The following is a 22,166-nucleotide window of genomic DNA, read 5'->3' on the forward strand; positions in this document are numbered from 1 at the left end:
CCTTGTGGTAACGCCCAAAGCTTAAATCCCTAAAATTAATTTGGCGATAAGAAAATAGATTAAAATACCAAAAACATCGTTGCTAGTGGTGATAAAAGGTCCGGTAGCAACGGCGGGGTCTATACCGCGTTTATCTAGGAAAATAGGAATAAAAGTCCCAATTAAAGCGGCCATAATTATCACTGCAATAAGAGCGATACTGATGGTGATAGACACGATGTATGGGGTGCCAAAAATGAAATGTGTTATAATAATAGCAACGAGTGAAATGGCAACACCATTGACTAAGCCTAGTAAAAATTCTTTAAATAAACGTTTTAAAATTTTACCATCAATAGTGCCATTGGCAATACCTTGAACCACGATGGCAGAAGATTGTACACCTACATTTCCTGCGGTGGCTTGAATGAGGGGAACAAAACTCAGTAAGACCACAAAATTGCCCATGTTGTCGTTAAACTGTTCTATAATACTAGCGGCACCAAGGCCACCAAACATACCAATAAACAACCAAGGTAGGCGGGCTTTGGTAAGTTTTAGGATGCTATCATCGGCTTCAACATCTTGCGAAATCCCGGCAGCCATTTGGTAATCTTTGTCGGCTTCCTCTCGGATAACATCTAAAATATCATCAATAGTAATGCGACCTACAAGAACGTTATGATCGTTTATGACGGGGATGGCTTCTAAATCGTACTTTGCCATCACCTTAGCAACGTCTTCTACATTGTCATTAACATGAACCCAGGCCACGTTTTCTTTGGCGATATCTGCAATTTTTTGATCACTTTTAGAGACAATTAAATCTTTTAAAGAGAGCCGGCCAATAAGGCGTCCTTGACGATCTACGACATAAACGGAGTGCACTCTGGTGACGTCTCTGGCTTGTCCTCTAATGCGGCGTAAACAGCCGGCAACGGTCCAAGTTTCGTAAACCTTTACAAGCTCTTTGGCCATAAGTCCACCAGCGGTATCCTCATCATAGGCTAGAAGTTCTTGTATTTCTTCACGGTGTTCAGTATCTCCAATTTGCGAAATTACTTCGGCTTGGCGCTCTTCAGGAAGTTCGGCAATGATATCTGCAGCATCATCGGTATCTAACTCCTCAATTTCTTCGGCAATCTCCTTATTGGATAAGTTTTTAAGGACTTTTTCTCGAATATCTTCATCGAGTTCCATTAAAATCTCAGCGGTAGTTTCTGAGTCGAGAAGCTTTATAACGTAAACGGCCTCATCTAGGTTTAACTCATCAAGAATCTCTGCAATATCTGCATGGTGATACTCATTTAAAAGGACTTTAAGCGCCTTGTCGTTCTGTTGTTCAACAAGGATTTCTACCTTTTCAATAAGTTCATCAGAAAGCTGAAATTGTATATTTTCTTGAAGTTCTTCCACGCTAAAATTCTGGATTTAAAAGTTTAGAGTCTTAATTGGCGTTAGGGCCAAATTTTACCTATTCGCTATCGTTTTCTATCAGCAAAGTGAGTTCAATAAATTGCGCTACACTTAACTGTTCTGGTCGTTGGCCAAATATAGCATTTGCTTTTAAATTATCGGAGAGATTAAAGGTTTTTAAACTGTTACGTAATGTTTTTCTTCGTTGTTGAAATCCTGTTTTTACCACGCGAAAAAATAATTTCTCATCACAAGGTAGGCTATAGTTTTCTTTTCGTTTTAAACGCAGTACACCCGAGTCTACTTTTGGCGGTGGATTAAACACTGTTGGGGGTACTGTAAAGAGGTATTCGGCCTCATAAAAAGCTTGCGTAAGTACCGATAAAATACCGTAAACCTTAGAGCCTTCTTTAGAGCAAATTCTTAAAGCAACTTCCTTTTGAAACATTCCAGAGAATTCTGGAATCTGATCTCTTAATTCTAGGGTTTTGAATACAATTTGCGAGGAAATGTTATACGGGAAATTTCCTATGATGGCAAAAGGTTTGTTATTAAAAACAAGGTTTAAATCGTATTTTAAAAAATCTTGTTCTATAACTCTATCAGCAAGATGCAGATAATTATTTTTTAAATAGGCAACCGACTCGGTATCAATTTCTATAACGTGCGTGGTGGTGTCCTTTTTTAAGAGGTACTTGGTAAGCACGCCCATTCCTGGACCAATTTCTAAAACGTCGTTATAGCCTTCAAGAGATAGGCTGTCTGCGATATCTTGGGCTATAGATTCGTCTGTTAGGAAATGCTGTCCTAGATGTTTTTTGGCTTTAACTTGGTTTTGATTTTCCACGACTACACGACGGTTTTTAAATGGTTAGGGTACAAAGATACGGGTTGTTGCTAAGCGATAACGGCTTGGCACTGCTTTTCTAGCTTTAAGCCTTGGATCTTCTTAAAAGAGATAAGGCTTTAGGGGTCAATTTCTGTTTAATTGAAATTAACCGTGTATTCATCTACCACCTCTAATTCGGTTCTAAACGATAAAACTTTATCTCCAAAACGCTGAAGTCCAATTTGCTTTAAACGCTCGGCATCATTGGCATAGTAGGCTTCTAAAGCTTCTCTAGATAAGGCACGAAACTGTATGGAGTAGGTGTCAGATTCTGGATCTTCAACCAAAACTTTAGTCAGTTTTGCTTCTTTAAACTTTCCGGTGGCTAAAACTTGAGGGATGTGTTCTTTTACCCATTCTAGCCATTCGTTAGTGATGGTTTTATCGATATTTAGAGTGACGTTATATATGATCATTACGCTGAAATTAGAAATTATAAATGTTTTGCAAAAGTATGAATTTATAATAAGAGTAATCTGCGCGACTTAAGGCTAGCGAAATTTATGAATCTTAGAAGCCTTTAAGGTTGCTATACAATGAAGTATTAGTCCTTAGATTGGGTGGTAAGGCTTAGGAAATTGGATTAGTTGATGAAGTCGCCACGGAGCATACGGAATCTACGGCGGGCTTCTACAAAATAAATACTGTCTTGATATTTAAATAAGATGATTTCGTAATAGTCTTTCGCTTTTTCGGGTTGGTCTAAAGCGTTACGGTACAATTCGGCCAAATGGTAATGGGCATCATCGGCTAAAATACCGTCTCTGTAATCTTTAATAAGCTGTAGATAGTTGGCTTCAGCCTTATCAAATTGTTTTGTTTGTTCAAAGAGTTGGGCTTGCTTAAAGAGGGCTTGGTCTGTAATGCTTTCGCCTTGATGTGCTTTTAAGAGTTGGTCTAACAGTGAAATTGCTGCTTTTGGTTTATTCTGAAAGGCCAATAAATCGGCTTTAGCATAAGATTTTAAGGCCGTCTGTGTGCTGTCTTCGTATTTGTTATCTGAAATTAATAGTTTTAAATCTAAGGCGTCGTTAGCAATAAGTTGCGAGGTTGAAGATTTTAAGACTTTTAATTGCGATTCTGCCCAATCAAAATCACCTTTATAATAACTGGTTTTAGCGACTTTAAAGCGGGCTTCTTGAGCAATAGGACTGTTTTTTAAATTCAGTTGTATTTGCGAATAAAAGATTAGGGCTTCATTAAATTTTTCTTGAAGGACTAAAATATCGGCAAGGAGCAATTTAATTTCGGCTTCTTCAAATTTAGTGAGGTTTAACGTTAAGCTCTGTTTTAAGAAGGTGGTGGCTGCATTAGGGTCTTTTTTATGAAAGGCTAAAAATTTGCCGTAAGCCAATTGTAAGTCTAGGGTGCGTTCATTTTTTCCGTAGGTCTTAAATAAGCCCTTGTAATTTTCATCGATGACTTCTAGCTGTTGTGGGTCTGCTGTCTTGGTGTCAATTTCTAATAGGGCTTGATGGGCACTTAAAACGGCACCGAGATTTTGCGTGACGTCTAAGATGAAATTATAAATGGTTTTAGCGGTAGCATCATCATGATCTGTATGCGCTAGGTTAGCCAATTCTATAATACGATAAAGGCTTTCGGGTTGACGTTTGTATAACGCTTTTTCTTGTATAAACGCTTTTTGGTAGGCTTTCTCCTGTATGTATAACCAGCTTAACATTTCGTACCAATAGGTGCTTGGTTCTTGCTGAATGCGTATTAAAAGTTGACGTCTTAAATAGCGGTTATTTTCATTCTCACTATTTTCAGAAATAAAATCGCTAATGGCACGTTTTATACTGTTAATATGGCTAGGTGCATAGGCAATATAGGTGATGTAATTAGAAAACATTTGCTCCACATTTCCTAAGTCGCCATATATTTTAGCCAATTGAATACTGTAATCTTTTTGCGGCGTTAGCACTTTTGCTTTTTCATACACCTGAATGGCCCGTTCTAAAAGCGCGTACTCTTCAAACTTTCTAGCAATGGAGTAGATGTAGTTGGGGTGTTCATCGGTAAAAGCAATAGCATTTTCGTAATGGGCATTGGCACGATCTTTACGGTCCTGAAGCTGAAAATTATAGCCTAGCATAATTTCAATCATCGGGTTGTAGCGTCGCTCTAAAATGCTTCTAATTATCGTTTCAGACTTATCGTATTGCTCTAATTGCTGATGAATATCTATAAGTTTTATACGGTAGTTATAACTGTTAGGATATTGTTTGGCTAAGGATTCGTAAATAATTAAGGCTTTGTTAAACGCTCCTTTTTCATAATAGCTCTCGGCTTGTTCTGCGGTGTGCTGAGCAGCACTAGACAAGCTATTTAAGACGAAAAGAAAAATAAAAAACCGTTGTAACATTTTAATCAATTAGTAAGCGCTGTTCAAATATAAGCAATGCAAGATGGGGAACTTGTGAAATTAATGATAAAAAAAATGCCTAAACCGAGGTTTAGGCATCACGACCAGTAAAATAAATGTGCTATTAACCAATATTATACAATATGATTCAATTATTCTAGCGTGGTTGTCTTTTATATGATTTTGAAAAATTAAAACAACACCTTGCTAACGAGTGCTATTAATGCGACAAGTAATACGATGCGTTTTAAGTTTTTCATATTTAGAGCTGTTTGGTGTGAGACACTAAATACAGAAAATTACACGAATATAGCGAGTAAATGCCTTAATATTCGATAAAGCGCATTAAAAATTAACATTTGTAAGGTAAGTATCGCTTTTAATTACGAAATTTTATCAAAACCTGTATAAGGCCTTAAGGCTTCAGGAATCTCAATACCATCTTCAGTTTGGTAATTTTCTAAGATGCCCGCTAGGACTCTTGGGAGTGCTAATGAGCTTCCGTTTAGGGTGTGACATAATTCGTTTTTACCTTCACTGTTTTTAAAACGTAGTTTTAAGCGGTTCGCTTGGAAGGTCTCAAAATTAGATACAGAAGAAATTTCTAACCAACGGTCTTGAGCGGTTGAGAACACTTCAAAATCATAGGTTAACGCAGAGGTAAATCCTAAATCGCCACCACATAATCTAAGAATTCTGTAAGGTAATTTTAAGTCTTGTAAAATGCTTTTAACATGGGCTACCATACCTTCCAAAGCCTTATAAGAATTATCTGGGTGCTCTACGCGTAAGATTTCAACTTTATCAAATTGATGTAATCTGTTTAAACCTCTTACATGAGCGCCATAACTTCCTGCTTCACGTCTAAAACATGGTGTATAGCCTGTAATACCAATAGGAAGATCGCTTTCATTTAATAAAGTGTCTCTAAAGATATTAGTGGCAGGGACTTCAGCCGTAGGAATTAAGTATAAATTATCTGCCGTTACATGGTACATTTGTCCTTCTTTATCTGGCAATTGTCCGGTTCCGAAGCCAGAAGCTTCATTGACCAAATGCGGAACTTGATATTCGGTATATCCTGCAGCGGTATTTTTATCTAAGAAATAAGCAATTAAAGCACGTTGTAATCGGGCTCCTTTTCCAATATAAACTGGGAAACCAGCACCCGTAATTTTATTTCCTAATTCAAAATCAATAAGGTTGTATTTTTTAGCCAATTCCCAATGCGGTAAGGCGCCCTCGTGTAATTTTGGGATATCACCTTCTCTAAAAGTTTCCTCATTATCCTCGTCAGTGTTTCCTGAAGGAACAATAGTATTTGGGACGTTAGGAATTCTGTACAACAATTCTGAAAGCGCTTCCACTTTACCGTTAAGCTCTTGCTCTAAAGTTTTTGTGGTCTCTTTAAGTTGTGTGGTTTTTTCTTTTAAAATATTGGCTTTTTGTTTTTCGCCAGATTTAAATAGATTTCCTATTTCCTTAGATAAGACGTTCGATTCTGCTTTTGTATTGTCTAATTTTGTTTGAATTGCTTTACGGTCTTCATCTAAAGCAATCGCATCATTAATCATTTCTGTGGCATCAATATTTCGTTTTGCTAAACGTGCAATGATGTCTTCTTTGTTCTCTTGTATAAAAGCAACTTGTAGCATATCTATTTTTTAGGTTTTAAACCAATTGTTCTTAATGACAATAAGCAACAAAAGTAAAAAGAAAAAGAGCAGGAAAAAATATAATTGAGTCTATTTTAATAGGCAATTGGCATTAAAGAAGTCCCGTAAAAACTAAAGCAGCACGGTCTAAGTTTTTATTTATAGTATGGCGCTTTAAGCTTAGCTAAGGTTTTTAATGCGGTTTCGTCTAAAATGTTTCTTTTTTTGAAGGTAATAGCCAATCGTGATGCTTAAAATGCTGCCAAGGTTCATTGGCAAGATCGACTTCAGGATCTATAAGGCGTTGGGCCGGATTACCATTAACACGGACATACGAGTTAACATAGACTTTTACCGGAATTCCTTCTTTAGCAAAATGAGTTTTTAGGTGCTGCGAAAACTGCCAAATCACATCGGGTTTAGTACCGGCACTACGTTGTTGTTTTTTTGTAAGAAATGCATCTAAGCGAATAGGAATAGACTGTCCTGTTTCTGCATTAATAACACGGTAGGTTGTTCTCCCGCCTTTAGATCGTAGCATCATTCTCCATGATAAACGATGGCCTTCTTCCGTCCATAGCACATCATCTTTAAAAAAGTGATGACGTAAAGGAAGTCCCAATTGAACGATAAAATAAACGAAAAATAAAGGCAGTAATACAACGCGAGATTTTGGAACTATTACTTCCTGAGCGTTGTAATACGGTTTGTGCTTTAGGAAGCGATCTTTTATAAGTTTAGGATCAAAAAAGAATAAGCTAAACGCTAAAGACATGTATGGAAAGATGCCGATTTGAAAAACAAATGAATTAAAAAGGTGAAAGAAAATGGACCCAAAAAAGGCATATTTTCTTGTGGGTTTAAAGAGGAGAAGTGGAATGATGAGACCATCAAATAAAATTCCACCATAGGCTAAAAAATAGTGAACAGGTTTCTGTTGCAGAAGCGTGCCCACTAATGGGTAATCTGATTTGCTGTGCATTAAAATTTCCATAACCGTGCCATCTAACCAATCGGGATAGAATTTTGCAGCAGAGGCGTAAGTGTAAAGTATAAACAACTGCAGTACAAAAAGCCATTTGCACCAACTTGGCATGGAAATCCGCTGTAATTTAGGATTTAGTTTTACATCTAATGAGGCATAGCGATTGGCAGGTAAAAACAGCATTAAAAAGCTAAGCAACATCAATAAGTAATAATGATTGTTGTACGATGATTTTTGCATGAGGTACGTTGCCGTCCACATTAAGGCAAACATTAACATGCTAAATCGGTATTTGTAGCCTAGCATAATAAAAAGCCCAAAAAGGCCCATAAGCCCATAATACGCATACATCCAATTTCCGGGAAGTGGTTGTAGCCATTCAAACCCTATAAACGAAAAGGTGAATTCTGGTTCAATTAAAACGCGTCTTACCCAGCCTGTGAAAATTGCGCCAACAGCCTCTAAGAAGCAGAGTAATCCAAAAATTATTCTAAAGACAATAAGGCCTGAATTGTCTATGTGCTTAAAGAGAAATTTATTCATTTAAACCGTTTATGTAGTCAGAAGCTTCAGTCATATCTTGCTGTAATTGCGTTTTTAAGGCGTCTAAATTTTCAAATTTCTGCTCGCTACGGAGGCGTTTTAAGAATTCAATTCTTAATTCTACATCATAGATATCTTTATTGAAGTTGAAAAAATGAACTTCAATAGAACGGACTTTACCATCCACAGTGGGGTTGCTTCCTATATTCATCATACCAAAGACAATATTACCGTCTATAATAGATTTAACCACATAAACACCATCATTTGGAATCAATTTATACGAGGCCGTTACATCAATATTAGCGGTAGGGAAATCAATCGTTCTCCCGAGTTCTTTCCCTTTAATAACGGTGCCCGTGATGAAAAAATTATAACCTAAATAGCTGTTTGCTAAGTCCACTTCACCTTGGTTGAGTGCGGCTCTAATTTTTGTGGAACTTATAGTTACATCTTCAATGTCTTGTGCGGTAATTTCTTCAACCTTAAAATCAAACTGATCAGCAAATATTTTAAGGTCTTTAATATTGGCACTTCTATTTTTTCCAAAGTGATGATCATAGCCAATAACAACCTGTTTGGTATTCAATTCTTCAACCAAAATCTGTTCTACATAAGCTTCAGCCGATAGGTTGGCAAAATCTTGGGTGAATTTTTTTACGACGACCTCTTCAATTCCTATAGATTTTAAAAGCGCTACCCGTTCTTCAATAGTATTGAGAAGCCGAATAGAATTATCTTTCTGAAGCACCATTCTAGGATGTGGAAAAAGAGTAAGTACCACTGGGGTATAGCCTTGTTGCTTGGCTAGTTTTACCACGCGTTTTAGTATCTTTTGATGCCCGATATGAACGCCATCAAAGGTGCCTATGGTTGTAACTTTTGGCGAAGGATTCGTCAAGTTTTGAAATTTATAAAGGGTTGATATTCCTGATATTTTTACTAACGAAAAAAAGCTTAAATTAGTCAACTACTAATTTTTATTCCTTTCGTTTATGAAAACAAAACTACATTTTGTTTTGTCATTATCCATTTTTTTAACGGTATTTTCAGTGTCTGCACAACAGTCTTATTGGCAGAAAACCAAAAATAAAGCTGTGAATAGCGCGAACACTTCAAGCGTATCATTTCAAAAGCCATCACAAACCTTTTCTTTAAATATAGAAGATTTTAAAACGGAACTTGAGGGGACACCTTTAAGAGCTAGTGGTAATACGGGTAGTACAACCATTTACCTTCCCAATTATAATGGGGAATTAGAACCTTTTGAGGTGGTAGAAACAAGGGTGTTATCTGCAGCGTTGTCTGAGCGTTATCCGCAGATTAAAACGTATTTAGGTTTTGGTACCCAAACACGTGGCGCCAGAGCCCGATTTAGCGTTTCACCGCAAGGCTTACAAGCTATGGTGAGCTATGCAGAAGGACCAATGACGTTTGTAGTGCCCTTGCAACGCGGAGATGCGTCTAATTACACGGTTTATACACGTGAAGAAAAAATAGATCAGATTAAGGATTTTGAATGCCTTACGGAAGATATACCATTACGGACACTTGAAATAGAAACAAGTCCGAGAGATGCTAATGATCAAGTTTTAAGGCGATTTAGAATTGCGATATCTACTACGGCAGAGTACACCAACTTTTGGGATGATGGTATTGCAAGCAACGGAAATGCTCAAGAAGATGCCTTGGCACAAGTGGTGTCTACCTTAAATAGAGTCAATGAAGTTTTTGAAGTGGATATGGCCGTTACCTTTTCGCTTGTAACGGGGACGGAACTTATCTATGAAGATGCGAATGAAGATCCGTATACCGGCAATTATAATTCGCAATTACAAACAACCTTAAGTGCTACTATAGGTGAAGCGAATTACGATATTGGGCATTTATTTGCGTACGGATCTAATAACGGGAATGCAGGATGTATAGGCTGTGTTTGTGTTAATAATGCTAAAGGAAGTGGTTTCTCGTCGCATCAATTTACAGATAATGATGGCGGACCTTATCAAACAGATTTTTTTGATATTGATTATGTGCCTCATGAAATTGGACACCAAATGGGCGCCAATCATACCTATTCTAATTCCTCGGAAGGAACGGGTGTTAATGCAGAACCAGGGAGTGGAACCACTATTATGGGTTATGCAGGGATTACAGGAAATAATGATGTTCAAGATCACTCCGATCCTTATTTTCATTACTACAGTATTTTACAAATATTAGATAATTTAGAGACAAGAACCTGTTGGGTAGGTACTGTGATTGCCAATCAGGCGCCTGTGGCCAATGCGGGCTTAGATTATTCTATTCCTAAAGGAACTGCCTTTGTATTAAAAGGAGCTGCTACAGATGCCGATGCTAATGATGTGCTTAGCTATACTTGGGAGCAAATTGATGATGGGGTAAGTACGTTTTCAAATTTTGGTCCAGATAAATCGTCAGGTGCTGTTTGGAGGTCTAGGCCGCCAAGTTGGTCGTCAGAGCGTTATATGCCAGTAAAAGAGCGTGTCATTGCTGGTGAACTTACCGAAACCAATCCTTCGGTTACCGTAAATAATGTCTCATGGGAAACGGTTTCTAATGTTGGGCGAAGTTTAAACTTTGCTTTAACCGTAAGAGATCGAAGCGAAGGACAAGGCATTGGACTTACGCCTCAAAGCGATTTTGATACCATGACGGTTAATGTAGACGCTAATGCAGGACCGTTTGTGCTGACCTCGCAGTTGGTAGATGAGATCTGGGATGTAGGCTCTAGTCAAGTTGTTACTTGGGATGTTGCGGGTACAGATGTTGGTAATGTCAATGCCGCTGAGGTCAATATCTTATTATCTACAGATGGCGGTTATACCTTTCCTTATGTTTTAGCGGCTAATGTTCCTAATGATGGCGAGCAGCTTATTACGGTGCCTTCCATTGGAGGAGAAACGTCCATAGCACGAATAAAAGTGGAAGCTAGTGCAAATATTTTTTATGCCATTAACCCTGTTAATCTAACGCTTCAAGAATCGGAATTTGTCTTAAATATGGAAGAAGAGGCGGTTTCGGTTTGTGCTCCAGAAGCTGTGGTGTTTAATTTTACCTATCATACTTTTTTAGGCTTTTCAGAAACCACAACCTTTAGTGCTACAGGCCTACCGTCAGGTGCATCAGTTGTATTTTCTCCGAGTCAAGCGGTTACAGATGGGACTAATGTTACGGCAACTGTAACGGGTATTTCTAATATTTCAATAGGAGATTATCCAATTACTTTAGTAGGGACGTCGGGGAATATTACGCATAGCGCTGAAGGGACTTTTAGTGTTTATAATTCTACCTTTTTAGATCTTAACTTGCTAACACCTTCAAACGGTGCTGTGGATGTCCCTGCGGAAATGGTTAATTTTTCTTGGGATGAAGATCCTAATGCCACCTCTTATACTATTGAAGTGGCTACGGATGCTAGTTTTACAACACTTGTTGAAGTTTCAGACGTCACGGAACCTTCATACGTCGCTACTAATTTAAATGTTTTAACATCTTACTATTGGAGAGTACGAAGTGTGAATGCTTGTGGTGTAGGGAATTATTCTGAATCTAATTTTACCACAGCCAACATAGCATGTCAAAGTTATATAACGGAAGATGCTCCAAGGGATATTCCGGACGCGTCGCCCGAAGGTATTAATGCGGTGATCTCTATTACTGAACCTATGGTTATTACAGATGTGAATGTTACTGTAAATGTAGCGCACAACTGGATTGAAGATGTGGTTTTAAAACTTATTGCTCCAGATGGTACTGAAGTGCTACTTTCTCAAAGTAATGGCGATAATGGTGATAATTATGAAACCACCGTTTTTGATAGTGATGCTGAGATTGCTATTACATCGGGTTCAGCGCCCTTTACAGGAACCTTTCAACCGGAAGGCGATTTATCGGTTTTTAATGGAAGCCTTTCTAGTGGAGATTGGACCTTGAACGTGTCTGATGTTTATTTGTATTTAGAAGGAAGTTTAAATAGTTGGTCACTTGATATATGTGGTGTACCTCAAGAAGATGATGATAATGATGGTGTTCCTAATGATTTAGATAACTGCCCTATGACGGCCAATTCAGATCAATCGGATATAGATGGCGATGGTATTGGTGATTTGTGTGATGATGATATTGATGGCGATGGAATTTTAAATGCTGATGATAACTGTCCTTTAGTGGCTAATACAAACCAATCTGATATAAATGGCAATGGTATTGGTGATGTGTGCGATTATGTCTGTAATACAACAACGGCATTAGATACGCCTATTTCTATTTCTACTGAAGGAAATGTGGTTTATACGTCATCGGTAACTGTAGTTGAAGAAGGTATAGTAACAGATCTTGATGTATTAATAACAATTGCACATTCGTGGACAGCTGATTTAGATATTTCCTTAACTAGTCCTAATGGTACCGTTGTAGAATTGTCTTCTGATAATGGTGGAAATGGTGAAAATTATACCGCTACAGTATTTGATGCTGAAGCTTCAATGCCTATCGGGGAAGCCTCGGCACCATTTACGGGAAGTTATTTACCAGAAGGAGATTTATCTTTGCTCTATGGGGAATCCGTCACCGGAGAATGGGTTTTAACGGTGGTAGATGATACAGCACAAGATGGAGGTACTCTTGAGGCTTTTGCCTTAGATATTTGTGTGCTACCTACCTTATCGGTTGCTGATGTGGATTATAATGCCAGTATACGGGTTTATCCGAACCCTAATAATGGTTGGTTTAATGTCTTTATGTCTAACCCAAAATCTAGCCAAATAGAGGTCATTGTTTACGATATTAATGGAAGGCGTATTTTTGAAAAGCAATATAATGCTACTCAAGATTTCCTTGAGACCATAGATCTCAACCAAGTGGAGTCTGGTGTTTATTTAGTAAACATAAAAGATGGACTTCAGCAAAACCTTAAGAAGATTGTAGTGGACTAAGCGCAGGTTATAGAAATAAAAAAAGGAGTCTAAATTTATATTAGACTCCTTTTTTTATTTTCCATTAAATTGGTTCATCGTATTATTTACTCCGGCTAAAGCAAAAGATTTTACCAATTCTGCCGAAATTTTTAAGCGTTCTTTCAGCTGTGTGTTTTCGTCGTCAGTCCATTCTCCAAGAACGTAGTCTATTTGTCGGCCTTTGCTAAACTCATCACTGATACCAAATCTAAAACGGTTATATTTTGAGGTTTGCAATTTGTCTTGGGTGTCTTTTAGGCCATTATGGCCTCCGTCGCTACCTTTAGTTTTTAATCTAAGCGATCCAAAGGGAAGATTGAGATCGTCTGTGATGACAAGCATATTCTCTAAAGGGATTTTTTCTTTTTCTAACCAGTATTTTATGGCTTTTCCGCTGAGGTTCATAAATGTACTCGGCTTTAAAAGAATCAACGTTCTACCTTTAACTTTTAGGGTCGCAACGTCACCTAGTTTCACGGTTTCAAAAGTTAGGTCATTCGTTTCGGCTAAATAATCGAGGATTTTAAAACCAATATTATGTCTGGTATTGGTGTATTTGTCACCAATGTTTCCTAAGCCAACGATTAAGAATTTTTTCATTGTATCTTCTTCTGTGAGTTCTACTTCGTCACTAAAACCAAACCATTGTTTAAAAAACGTAATCATGAGGTGTTTTTAGTTTGTGCAAAAGTAAAAAGAAGTTGACTAAAAACTAATTTTATTGGAATGGTCTTAGTGTTGTAGGTTTCGTTTTTTGAAGCTGTTTCAAAGATTACAAATAGAATTATAACTTATAACTCACTTTAAACATCACAATCCGTGGTAAAATAAATGTTCTGCTATCACTAATTACAAAAGCATTAAAGGAATTTTGTTGTTTAAATCGCGTATCGAAAAGGTTAGTTGCATTAACCTCAAATCCCCAAGGACTATCTTCTTTTCGGTAAAATAATGAGGCATTTGCTGTATCAAAAGTGGTTTTAGTATCTAAACTTTTATTAGTGTAATTATCAAAGGTATAATCGGCTTTAAAGATAAAATCCTTTAAAAAATCGTATTCCAAAATAACTTCAAATTGGTCATTTTCAAATTTAGAGATGTTATCTAAAGCTTTATAAGTATTAAAATCTTTGGTGTAATTAATTTCTAAGTTAGGATGATTTTTAAATGAAGTTTCCACGCTAATCGTTGAAGCAATGGATTTTGAAATATTAAGATTGGTTTCGTTATTCAAAATTTGGTAAAAATCATTATAACTAAAACGACTACTCAGGTTATAGCGAATTTTATTGATTTTTTTTGAAACGCGTCCACTCAGCATCCAGTTATGTTCTGGTTGGTCAAACATTATCGTTGTGTTGAAGGATTCGATGCCATTAAGTTCTGAAACTGTTTTTATGCTTTTTATACGTTTATTAAAACTGGTATTGAAGTTAAGGTTTAAATTTCTAAACAAACTAAACTTATAATAACTCAAGGTTGCGGAATGGTACAATTGGTTTTCTAACTGATTGTTTCCTCTGTAAACACTATTAAAGTTAGACAACACAAAATTATTCGCCAATTGATTGATGGCTGGGAAACGCGCATTCAGTTTGTATTTAAAATTCAGTTTTTCACTGTTATTAAAATCTACTTTAGTGGTGAACTGCGGTAATAACAGATTTTTAGAAGAGGTTTCAGCATCTTCAAATTGTTGTGTTCGCCACAAATACCCATGATAAAAAACAGCAGGTTTAAAAGTCGCAATCCCAATTTGAAATTTATACTCTAATCCCAAATAGGTGTCTATAAAGCTATATCCAAAATCATTACCAAAACCAGCCGAACTAAAATTATTAATACTGCCATCACTCAGCAATTGTACATCTTCATTGTAGAAATCATTAAAAGATGTGTTAATACCAACACTTGTATAAAGGTGGTTAAAGTTATTAATTACCCAATAATCTTTTATAATGGCATTAAAATTATGCGACGTTGATTTTTTAGTTTGAAGAATATTATACACATCAGCATCTTCTAAAGGGATTAAACCTTGTAAAATTTGCTGATTAGTGAGCCATTCAGTTATGGGTTTATCATTCTGAAAATTATAAGTCGCTTCTAAAGTGGCTGTATGCGCTTTAGACAATTTACGACTGTAGGTAATATTTTGTTTTAGATTAAGTGCTGCAACATCTGTTACTGTCGTAATCCTATTATTTTGGTCTGGGTTAATTGTATTTACAAAACCATGACTATCATTATTGGTCACTTTTACAAAAGCACTATAAGCAAAATCTTCTTTAAAACTGGGCTCGTAGTCAACGGTGAGCTTGCCAATAGTAAAAAAGTTATTGAGGTTGTTGGTAACGGTTCTATCTTCTGTAAAAGGGTCTGTGATATTTTGGTAAGCATTCAACGTATTGCTGGCCGTTTGGGTTTTAGAGTTAGAGGTTATAAGGTAACCGCTAATATCCGTAACATTTGAAATCGATTGTCTAATATTTAAGGCACCAAACTGGTTAATATTATCTGTGTAATCTTGATTATTGAGGTATTGTGCAAAATCGCTATTAGAAAGGCTAAAATAACTACCTGCATCATCTAATAGTTTAGCAAAACCACCTTCAAATTCTAAGTAATCTTGAAAACTAAAACTTTTAATGCCTTGGTTATTAAGGTCGCCAATAAAATTAACATTGGTTTTTGGGCTGTAGTAAAATAGATTAGGATGCAATAAGTAACGCTCTTTAATACCTGCACCAACCTCAATATCACCAAACACAAATTTTTTTTTATCTTCTTTTAATAAGATATTCATTGCCATATCTTCAGAGTCTTGTAGGCCTTTAAGCATGGCGACCTCATTGTAATTATCTAATACTTCAACTTTTTCAACCGCATCTGCTGGTATATTATTTACAGCCAATTTGCTATTACCAGTAAAAAACGTTTTATTCTCTACTAAGACTTTAGTGACTTTTTTACCTTGTACCATTACATTACCTTCCCTATCCACTTCTACACCAGGTAATTTTTTTAAGGCGTCTCTTAGCTTGCGTTCTTCTCCTGTTACAAATTTGGTGACATCATAGGTTATAGTGTCTTTTTTAACGGTAATTGGTGGTGTGTATTTTATGTTAACCTCATCTAGTTGGTCTGGGTTTTCTTTGAGGATAAAATTTTTAATGAGGTTTTGGTCGGTTGTGGTTATACTAAGTTTATGTGGTTTGTAGCCCAAGTAACTCACGGTAAGCTCGTAAGTTTGGTTTTTCACAAGTCCTAGTTTATAGCTGCCATTGTTTTTTGTAATTGCGTATTTTATGTCTTGGTTGTCTGCTTTTGGGATGGCTAGAATATTGCTATAAGGTAATGGGTTTTGTATAGTGTCAGTTACTACTCCAAAAATAAGGATTTGTTGAGCATTACAGACTGAAAAAAATCCCGCTAAAAATAGCAGGACTTTAAAATTAAAAATTTTTTCTAATGAACTAATTTCTATTGATATTAAAATTTTGTTGAGCTTTTTCACCATATTCTTCTAACTCTTCTTTTGTGATTAATTTCCCATTTGGTTTTTTAATGGTTTTCATTTTACTTTCTTTGAATTTGATAGTGTCAGCACTATAAGTTATTTTATCATCCTTTAGTTCAATAATCAAACCTGGTAATCCGCTAAAACCTTTTGGTCCAAAATTGTACTGTAAACTCGGATCATACCAAGCAATCACTTCAACAGTATGCTCTCGAAGATTATTTTTAACTTTATAGCTTGTAGTAGCTTTGAAGCATTTTAAATCACCAATAATTTTAGTTTCTTTTGATAGTTTCCAAATTAAACTATCTACAGGTGTTTTTATTTTGAATTTAATACCGTATGCACTAAAAAAATGCGTAGAGTTGCCACTTAATTGATTTGAATAATAACTATCACCATAACCAATCATGATTTTAGCCATATCATAATCCATTATATTAATATCTGAAGGCATTGTATTCTCAAACCAAAAATAAGATTCACTTTTTGAGGCTATTAGATGAGCTTTCATCGAATTCAATAATTTTAAAGATCTATTAAAACCTTCAATTATTTCTTTTGATTTTTCTTTAGCTATTCCTTCGAAATCTTTCTCTTCGTTAAAAAGAGAATTTGTTTCGATATTATAGTCCACAATAATGTGCTGGGCGTAAGTGTTCTTATTGCAAAATAATAATGCAATTATAAGACAGGTTATTATTTTCTTCATTTAATTAATTGTAATTCCAGTATCCTCCAGCCCTTAAATCAACGTTGTCAATACAGTATTGATATGCATTGCCTGCCATTTCATGTGCTTGTGCATTTGAGAACCCGACGAATCGCGCAAGTAAAAGGCGAGAATCATATTCGTTTGAACAGTCATCATAGTTAAAGGTTGGGTCATCAATTGAAGTTATAGTTGATGGCGACATACTAATTAAACTACTCGCAAACATTACCACAGCCAAAAGGCTAAATACTTTTTTCTTCATAATTTTAAGATTTTAAACCCATCACATTTTTTTAGACAGGTTGGTTAATAACTATTAGCTCCCTAAAAATTAGGGAATAGAAGTCTTTTAAATTTAGAAGTCATTTGTTTTCTCATTAAGGGAATGAGAAGTAGAAGTCATTTTTGTTAGAAGTCTTTTTTGCTACTAATTTTAATTCTTAGGGGTAAAAAATAAAAAAGCTTGCACAAGCTATATGTTTAAACATTTTTGTCGTCCACATTCTTAAGAGCGACTTCTTACATAACTCTATAAAATGCTTTCAACTCTGTAAATCTAAAAATAAAAAATAGAAATAATCAAGGGAAATGTGAGAATTTTATATCAATTTTAAGTTTACGGTCTTTCCGTAATTTTACTGCGGAAAAACCGTAACTGAAACTGTAAAATAATTAAAACTTTAACAGTTTTACGTTTGGATTTTAACACTAAGTTTTTGTTTGTGAATGCGTTGATGTAATATGTGAATGAAATTAATCCTTAAATATTAAAGATTTAAGATACTCATTAACCACATAATCTACAAATCTTGAAACTATAACATCGCTACTGTTCACTGTGTGAGTCAAACCATCTTTTAAAGGACCACAACCTCTAGAGTAATCGAACTCATTTTGATAGTTGTTTTCAAATAGGTTCAAATTAGAAAATACTTTTGAATTAAATATCTCAGAATTAAGCTCAAAATCAGTGTCAGCTTCCAACATAGAAAACTTAGAATCGTTTTGTTGAAGTAGAAGCGGTAATGGTGTTGTAATTCTTGTAAATTAAAAAGCGGTTAATTCTTCATTTGAAAATGCAGAAGTACTAAAGTCAACATTTTTAAAGTCTAAGGTTTGGGCAAAACAAAATGAACCCAGTACAAATGCAAATACGAATGTAATACGTTGTTTCATTTCAAATGATTTTTTCTAATATTTTAAAAATAAGGAAAAATTATGGATATTTGTAAGACATGAACGGAGCACAAAAGAAAGTTTTGTAGCTCAGCGTATGGTTTTAGTGCGAACCGCATATAACCATAAAAAGCAATAGTTTTAAATACATGACACCATTCTGGGCTAACATAAAATTGCATCTTCATTTCCTCATTAAAAGGAATCCAGAATAAACACGCCGTATACCTGCAGCGAGTGCTGAATATATTTCAGTAAAGCAGGAATCTTTACAAATTTCGTACCTTTAAAATTGCAAATAAAGTGTCACCTTGAGCGCAGTCAAAAGGGCTTTATAATATTTAAAACCACTCAAAAGATGCCATTCTATCATAAATTAGGGAAAATTCCACTAAAACGCCATACACAGTTTAAAAAACCAAATGGCGATTTTTATTACGAGCAATTGTTCGGGACTATTGGTTTTGACGGCATGTCTACTAATAGTTACCATGAGCAACGCCCAACGCAAGTCAAGGAAATTAAAAAACAATACACTGTTGCGCCTAAAATTGCTAAGGAAAACAATATGCAATCGTATCGATTTAGGGGCTTTCAAGTACCACCAGAAAATGACTATTTAGAGAGTCGTAAAATTGTACTCACCAATAGCGATTGTAATATCATCTTAGCAGCACCAAAACAATCAACTAAAGACTATTTTTATAAAAATACCGATGCCGATGAATTAATTTTCATTCATAAAGGCACAGGGAAATTAAGAACGCATCTTGGAAATTTAGATTTTAAATACGGTGATTATCTATTAGTGCCAAGAGGTGTTATTTATAAACTCGATTTTGATACCGAAGATAACCGCTTATTTATCGTAGAATCCCGCAGACCAATTTACACGCCAAAACGTTACCGTAATTATTTTGGGCAATTATTAGAGCATTCGCCGTTTTGTGAGCGCGATTTACGTCAGCCATACGAACTAGAAACCTACAATGAGTCGGGTGATTTTCTAATCAAAATAAAAAAGCAAGACGAAATTTTTGATATGGTTTACGCCTCACATCCTTTTGATGTGGTAGGTTACGATGGTTATAATTATCCGTATGCCTTTTCCATTCATGATTTCGAACCCATAACAGGTCGTGTGCATCAGCCGCCACCAGTACACCAAACTTTTGAGACCGATGCATTTGTAGTATGCAGTTTTGTACCACGTTTGTATGATTATCACCCAATTGCAGTTCCTGCACCTTACAACCACAGTAATATAGATAGTGATGAGGTGTTATATTACGTAGATGGTGATTTCATGAGTCGCAATGATATAGCGGCAGGCCATATATCCTTACATCCTGCAGGTATTCCGCATGGTCCACATCCTGGAACTATGGAGAAAAGTATAGGGAAAACTAAAACCGAAGAATTAGCGGTTATGGTAGATACCTTTAAACCCTTAAAGGTGACTGAAGAGGCTTTAAAAATTGCAGATGAAGATTACTTTAAATCTTGGTTAGAACATTAAATAATAAGAAAATAGTAATACATGAATCAAAATAAATTACCTGCAGATCCACTGTCTCTTGTATTAGGGATCTTAGCTTTAGTTATGGGAATTGCAGGCTGCTGCTGTTATGGTGTTACCGCCATTATTCCACTAATCATGTCTATAATTGGGTTGGTGGTTGCCAATAAAAGTTTACGGGCGTTTGGCGAAAATCCTGAGGTTTATGATCCACAATCAAGAAATAACGTTAACACGGCAAAAATTATAAATATAATTGCGCTTGTCCTTAATGGGGTTGTCGTTCTCGTGGGAATTATTGCGTTAGTATTTTACGGAACCGTAATTTCTTCAGCTATTTTAGACGGTTTGGAACATGGTGATTTTGAATCTGAAGAGTATTATTATGAGTCTGAATATGAAACTACCATAGAGCCAGAGGATACCGGGTCATGGGAAGATGAGGTCTATGATATTGAAGATGATGTTGAGGCTACATCTTTAGATAGTGTGCAGTAGCACTTAAGGAAATGGACCAGGTCTAAATTGCACAATATTGGTTGGCAATTTGTCTTTTTAAGGATGTGGTACAACAAACAATTAAACTAAATAACACAACAATAATCAACAAAAAAAATCGAGAAATCAGTTATAAGTGAGGCGAGCGCAATGCGTAATGAAACGCAGGCTTTAGGTCCTTTTAGAGTATTTCTAATTTCCCGATTCTAAATGAAACAACATGGCAAAAGAAATAGAAAACGTAAATTACAGTTTAGAGAAAATTTTTGATGGCGCACAAGACTTCCTTCCGCTCTTAGGTACGGATTATGTGGAGTTTTATGTGGGTAATGCAAAGCAAGCTGCACACTTTTATAAAACCGCATTCGGCTTTCAATCTTACGCTTATAAAGGTTTAGAGACCGGCTCTAAAGATTCGGTGAGTTACGTCTTAAAACAAGATAAAATTCGCTTGGTACTGACTACGCCTTTAAACAGTAAATCTGAAATTAATAAGCATATTGTAAAACATGGCGATGGCGTAAAAGTTGTAGCGCTATGGGTAGAGGATGCGCGTAAATCTTACGAGGAAACTACAAAACGTGGTGCCAAATCTTTTATGGAGCCTACTGTAGAAACAGATGAATTTGGTGAGGTTGTTAGAGCAGGAATTTATACCTACGGTGAAACGGTTCATATGTTTGTAGAGCGAAAAAACTATTCAGGCACATTTCTGCCAGGCTTTGTGGAGTGGAAAAGTGATTACAATCCGGAGCCAACCGGTTTAAAATACATTGACCATATGGTAGGTAATGTCGGTTGGGGTGAAATGAATACATGGGTAAAATGGTACGAAGATGTTATGGGCTTTGTTAACTTTTTATCTTTTGATGACAAACAGATCCATACGGAGTATTCCGCTTTAATGAGTAAAGTGATGAGTAACGGAAATGGCCGCATTAAATTTCCAATTAACGAGCCAGCAGAAGCGGCTAAACGTTCTCAAATTGAAGAGTATTTAGATTTTTATGAAGGTGCGGGCGTACAGCATATTGCTGTTGCAACCGATGATATTATTACAACCGTATCACAATTAAAATCTAGAGGTGTTGAGTTTTTATCTACACCACCTGAAGCTTATTACCGCGCTGTTCCGGGGCGTTTAGAAGAGCATAGCCACGAACTTAGAGAAGATATTGAAAAACTTAAAAGTTTAGGGATTATGATCGATGCCGATGAGGAAGGCTATTTACTTCAAATTTTCACCAAACCAGTAGAAGATAGACCAACCTTGTTTTTTGAAATTATTCAGCGCATGGGAGCCCGTGGTTTTGGTGCTGGTAACTTTAAAGCTTTGTTTGAATCTATAGAAAGAGAGCAAGAGAAGCGAGGGACCTTGTAAAACGAACACAACACTAATAATGTGTTAATCGAAGGATCATAAATTCGGGATCTAAAAAAAACTATCCTGTTTTTGTTCCGCCTAGAACTGTAGAGTTCAAGTTAGATTACGGCGGAATATTTTAAATTATAAGCGCGTTTGGCTCATCACTGCTAAACGCGCTTTTTTTTTGAATTAATACCTAACATTTCAGTCTACTCAGCCTATATGTCTCACAGTGTTATTCATGTTTTATCAGGCCATTTGATCTTGAGAGGATATCTAATGAGTCCGCTTTTGAATTGGTTTCAGGAAAGAGGAATCTCTTTCTGTAAGCTCAAGGAGAATCACTTTAAAACTTCTATCTATAAAATGCGGACGATTAACTTTTGCTTTAAATTGTATTTCACGGATGAAGTACCTTTGGAATAGAATTTGTATTTGTGATTCTTGTAACGTATTAAATGCATCACATTAATTATATTTACAATCTATAGGAAGTTGTCTTCGTAAATAAAATCGAGACAAGCGGATAGATAATGTTTGTAGAACGCCTATGTGACT

Annotated in this window: 16 protein-coding genes; 4 read left to right on the forward strand and 12 right to left on the reverse strand. The window is 36.0% G+C overall.

Annotated features, from left to right (window positions below; genetic code table 11):
* Positions 1-21: 21 nt before the first annotated feature.
* From mgtE to ACFQ13_RS14900, 7 genes are all read right to left on the reverse strand, one after another.
* Complete coding sequence (gene mgtE, locus ACFQ13_RS14870) at positions 22-1,395, reverse strand: magnesium transporter (protein WP_386118714.1); 1,374 nt, start codon at positions 1,393-1,395, stop codon at positions 22-24.
* 58 nt (positions 1,396-1,453) lie between these two features.
* On the reverse strand, positions 1,454-2,242 hold the full coding sequence (gene rsmA, locus ACFQ13_RS14875; protein ID WP_386118716.1) for a 16S rRNA (adenine(1518)-N(6)/adenine(1519)-N(6))-dimethyltransferase RsmA: 789 nt from the start codon (positions 2,240-2,242) through the stop codon (positions 1,454-1,456).
* 137 nt (positions 2,243-2,379) lie between these two features.
* Complete coding sequence (locus ACFQ13_RS14880; protein WP_386118718.1) at positions 2,380-2,700, reverse strand: DUF4286 family protein; 321 nt, start codon at positions 2,698-2,700, stop codon at positions 2,380-2,382.
* Between the two features lie 167 nt (positions 2,701-2,867).
* Positions 2,868-4,652: a tetratricopeptide repeat protein gene (locus tag ACFQ13_RS14885; protein ID WP_386118720.1), complete on the reverse strand. Its 1,785-nt coding sequence runs from the start codon at positions 4,650-4,652 to the stop codon at positions 2,868-2,870.
* 383 nt (positions 4,653-5,035) lie between these two features.
* Positions 5,036-6,307, reverse strand: coding sequence for a serine--tRNA ligase (serS, locus tag ACFQ13_RS14890; RefSeq protein WP_386118722.1), 1,272 nt, complete (start codon positions 6,305-6,307; stop codon positions 5,036-5,038).
* 208 nt (positions 6,308-6,515) lie between these two features.
* A complete protein-coding gene (locus tag ACFQ13_RS14895) occupies positions 6,516-7,835 on the reverse strand; it encodes an HTTM domain-containing protein (RefSeq protein WP_386118723.1) in 1,320 nt (439 codons plus the stop codon).
* Complete coding sequence (locus tag ACFQ13_RS14900) at positions 7,828-8,736, reverse strand: bifunctional riboflavin kinase/FAD synthetase (protein WP_386118725.1); 909 nt, start codon at positions 8,734-8,736, stop codon at positions 7,828-7,830. Before ACFQ13_RS14900 ends, ACFQ13_RS14895 begins: the two co-directional genes overlap by 8 nt.
* A 94-nt stretch (positions 8,737-8,830) precedes the next feature.
* Here ACFQ13_RS14900 and ACFQ13_RS14905 point away from each other — a divergent pair, with 94 nt between their 5' ends.
* The gene (locus ACFQ13_RS14905) at positions 8,831-12,793 is read left to right on the forward strand and encodes a reprolysin-like metallopeptidase (RefSeq protein ID WP_386118727.1); all 3,963 of its coding nucleotides are present in this window, start codon (positions 8,831-8,833) and stop codon (positions 12,791-12,793) included.
* A 54-nt stretch (positions 12,794-12,847) separates the two neighbouring features.
* Here ACFQ13_RS14905 and pth read toward each other — a convergent pair whose 3' ends face one another.
* The 5 genes from pth to ACFQ13_RS14930 all read right to left on the reverse strand — a co-directional run bounded on the left by pth (position 12,848) and on the right by ACFQ13_RS14930 (position 18,225).
* Positions 12,848-13,480 (reverse strand): aminoacyl-tRNA hydrolase, encoded by a 633-nt coding sequence (pth, locus tag ACFQ13_RS14910; RefSeq protein WP_386118729.1) that lies wholly within the window; start codon positions 13,478-13,480, stop codon positions 12,848-12,850.
* 118 nt (positions 13,481-13,598) lie between these two features.
* Positions 13,599-16,334 (reverse strand): carboxypeptidase-like regulatory domain-containing protein, encoded by a 2,736-nt coding sequence (locus ACFQ13_RS14915; protein ID WP_386118732.1) that lies wholly within the window; start codon positions 16,332-16,334, stop codon positions 13,599-13,601.
* Positions 16,291-17,046, reverse strand: a complete 756-nt coding sequence (locus tag ACFQ13_RS14920; RefSeq protein WP_386118733.1) for a GLPGLI family protein — start codon at positions 17,044-17,046, stop codon at positions 16,291-16,293. The genes ACFQ13_RS14915 and ACFQ13_RS14920 overlap by 44 nt, the downstream gene beginning before the upstream one ends.
* Before the next feature lie 4 nt (positions 17,047-17,050).
* Complete coding sequence (locus ACFQ13_RS14925) at positions 17,051-17,311, reverse strand: hypothetical protein (protein ID WP_386118735.1); 261 nt, start codon at positions 17,309-17,311, stop codon at positions 17,051-17,053.
* A gap of 785 nt (positions 17,312-18,096) precedes the next feature.
* On the reverse strand, positions 18,097-18,225 hold the full coding sequence (locus ACFQ13_RS14930) for a hypothetical protein (RefSeq protein ID WP_386118736.1): 129 nt from the start codon (positions 18,223-18,225) through the stop codon (positions 18,097-18,099).
* Positions 18,226-18,583: 358 nt separating this feature from the next.
* Here ACFQ13_RS14930 and ACFQ13_RS14935 point away from each other — a divergent pair, with 358 nt between their 5' ends.
* The 3 genes from ACFQ13_RS14935 to hppD all read left to right on the forward strand — a co-directional run bounded on the left by ACFQ13_RS14935 (position 18,584) and on the right by hppD (position 21,623).
* Positions 18,584-19,744 carry a homogentisate 1,2-dioxygenase gene (locus ACFQ13_RS14935; protein ID WP_386118738.1) on the forward strand — a complete coding sequence of 387 codons (1,161 nt, stop codon included), beginning with the start codon at positions 18,584-18,586 and terminating at the stop codon, positions 19,742-19,744.
* Positions 19,745-19,765: 21 nt separating this feature from the next.
* Positions 19,766-20,242 carry a CCC motif membrane protein gene (locus ACFQ13_RS14940; RefSeq protein ID WP_386118739.1) on the forward strand — a complete coding sequence of 159 codons (477 nt, stop codon included), beginning with the start codon at positions 19,766-19,768 and terminating at the stop codon, positions 20,240-20,242.
* Between the two features lie 220 nt (positions 20,243-20,462).
* Positions 20,463-21,623, forward strand: coding sequence for a 4-hydroxyphenylpyruvate dioxygenase (gene hppD / locus ACFQ13_RS14945; protein ID WP_386118740.1), 1,161 nt, complete (start codon positions 20,463-20,465; stop codon positions 21,621-21,623).
* The last annotated feature ends 543 nt before the right edge of the window (positions 21,624-22,166 follow it).

Source organism: Winogradskyella rapida (assembly GCF_042675845.1).
Taxonomy (GTDB): domain Bacteria; phylum Bacteroidota; class Bacteroidia; order Flavobacteriales; family Flavobacteriaceae; genus Winogradskyella; species Winogradskyella rapida.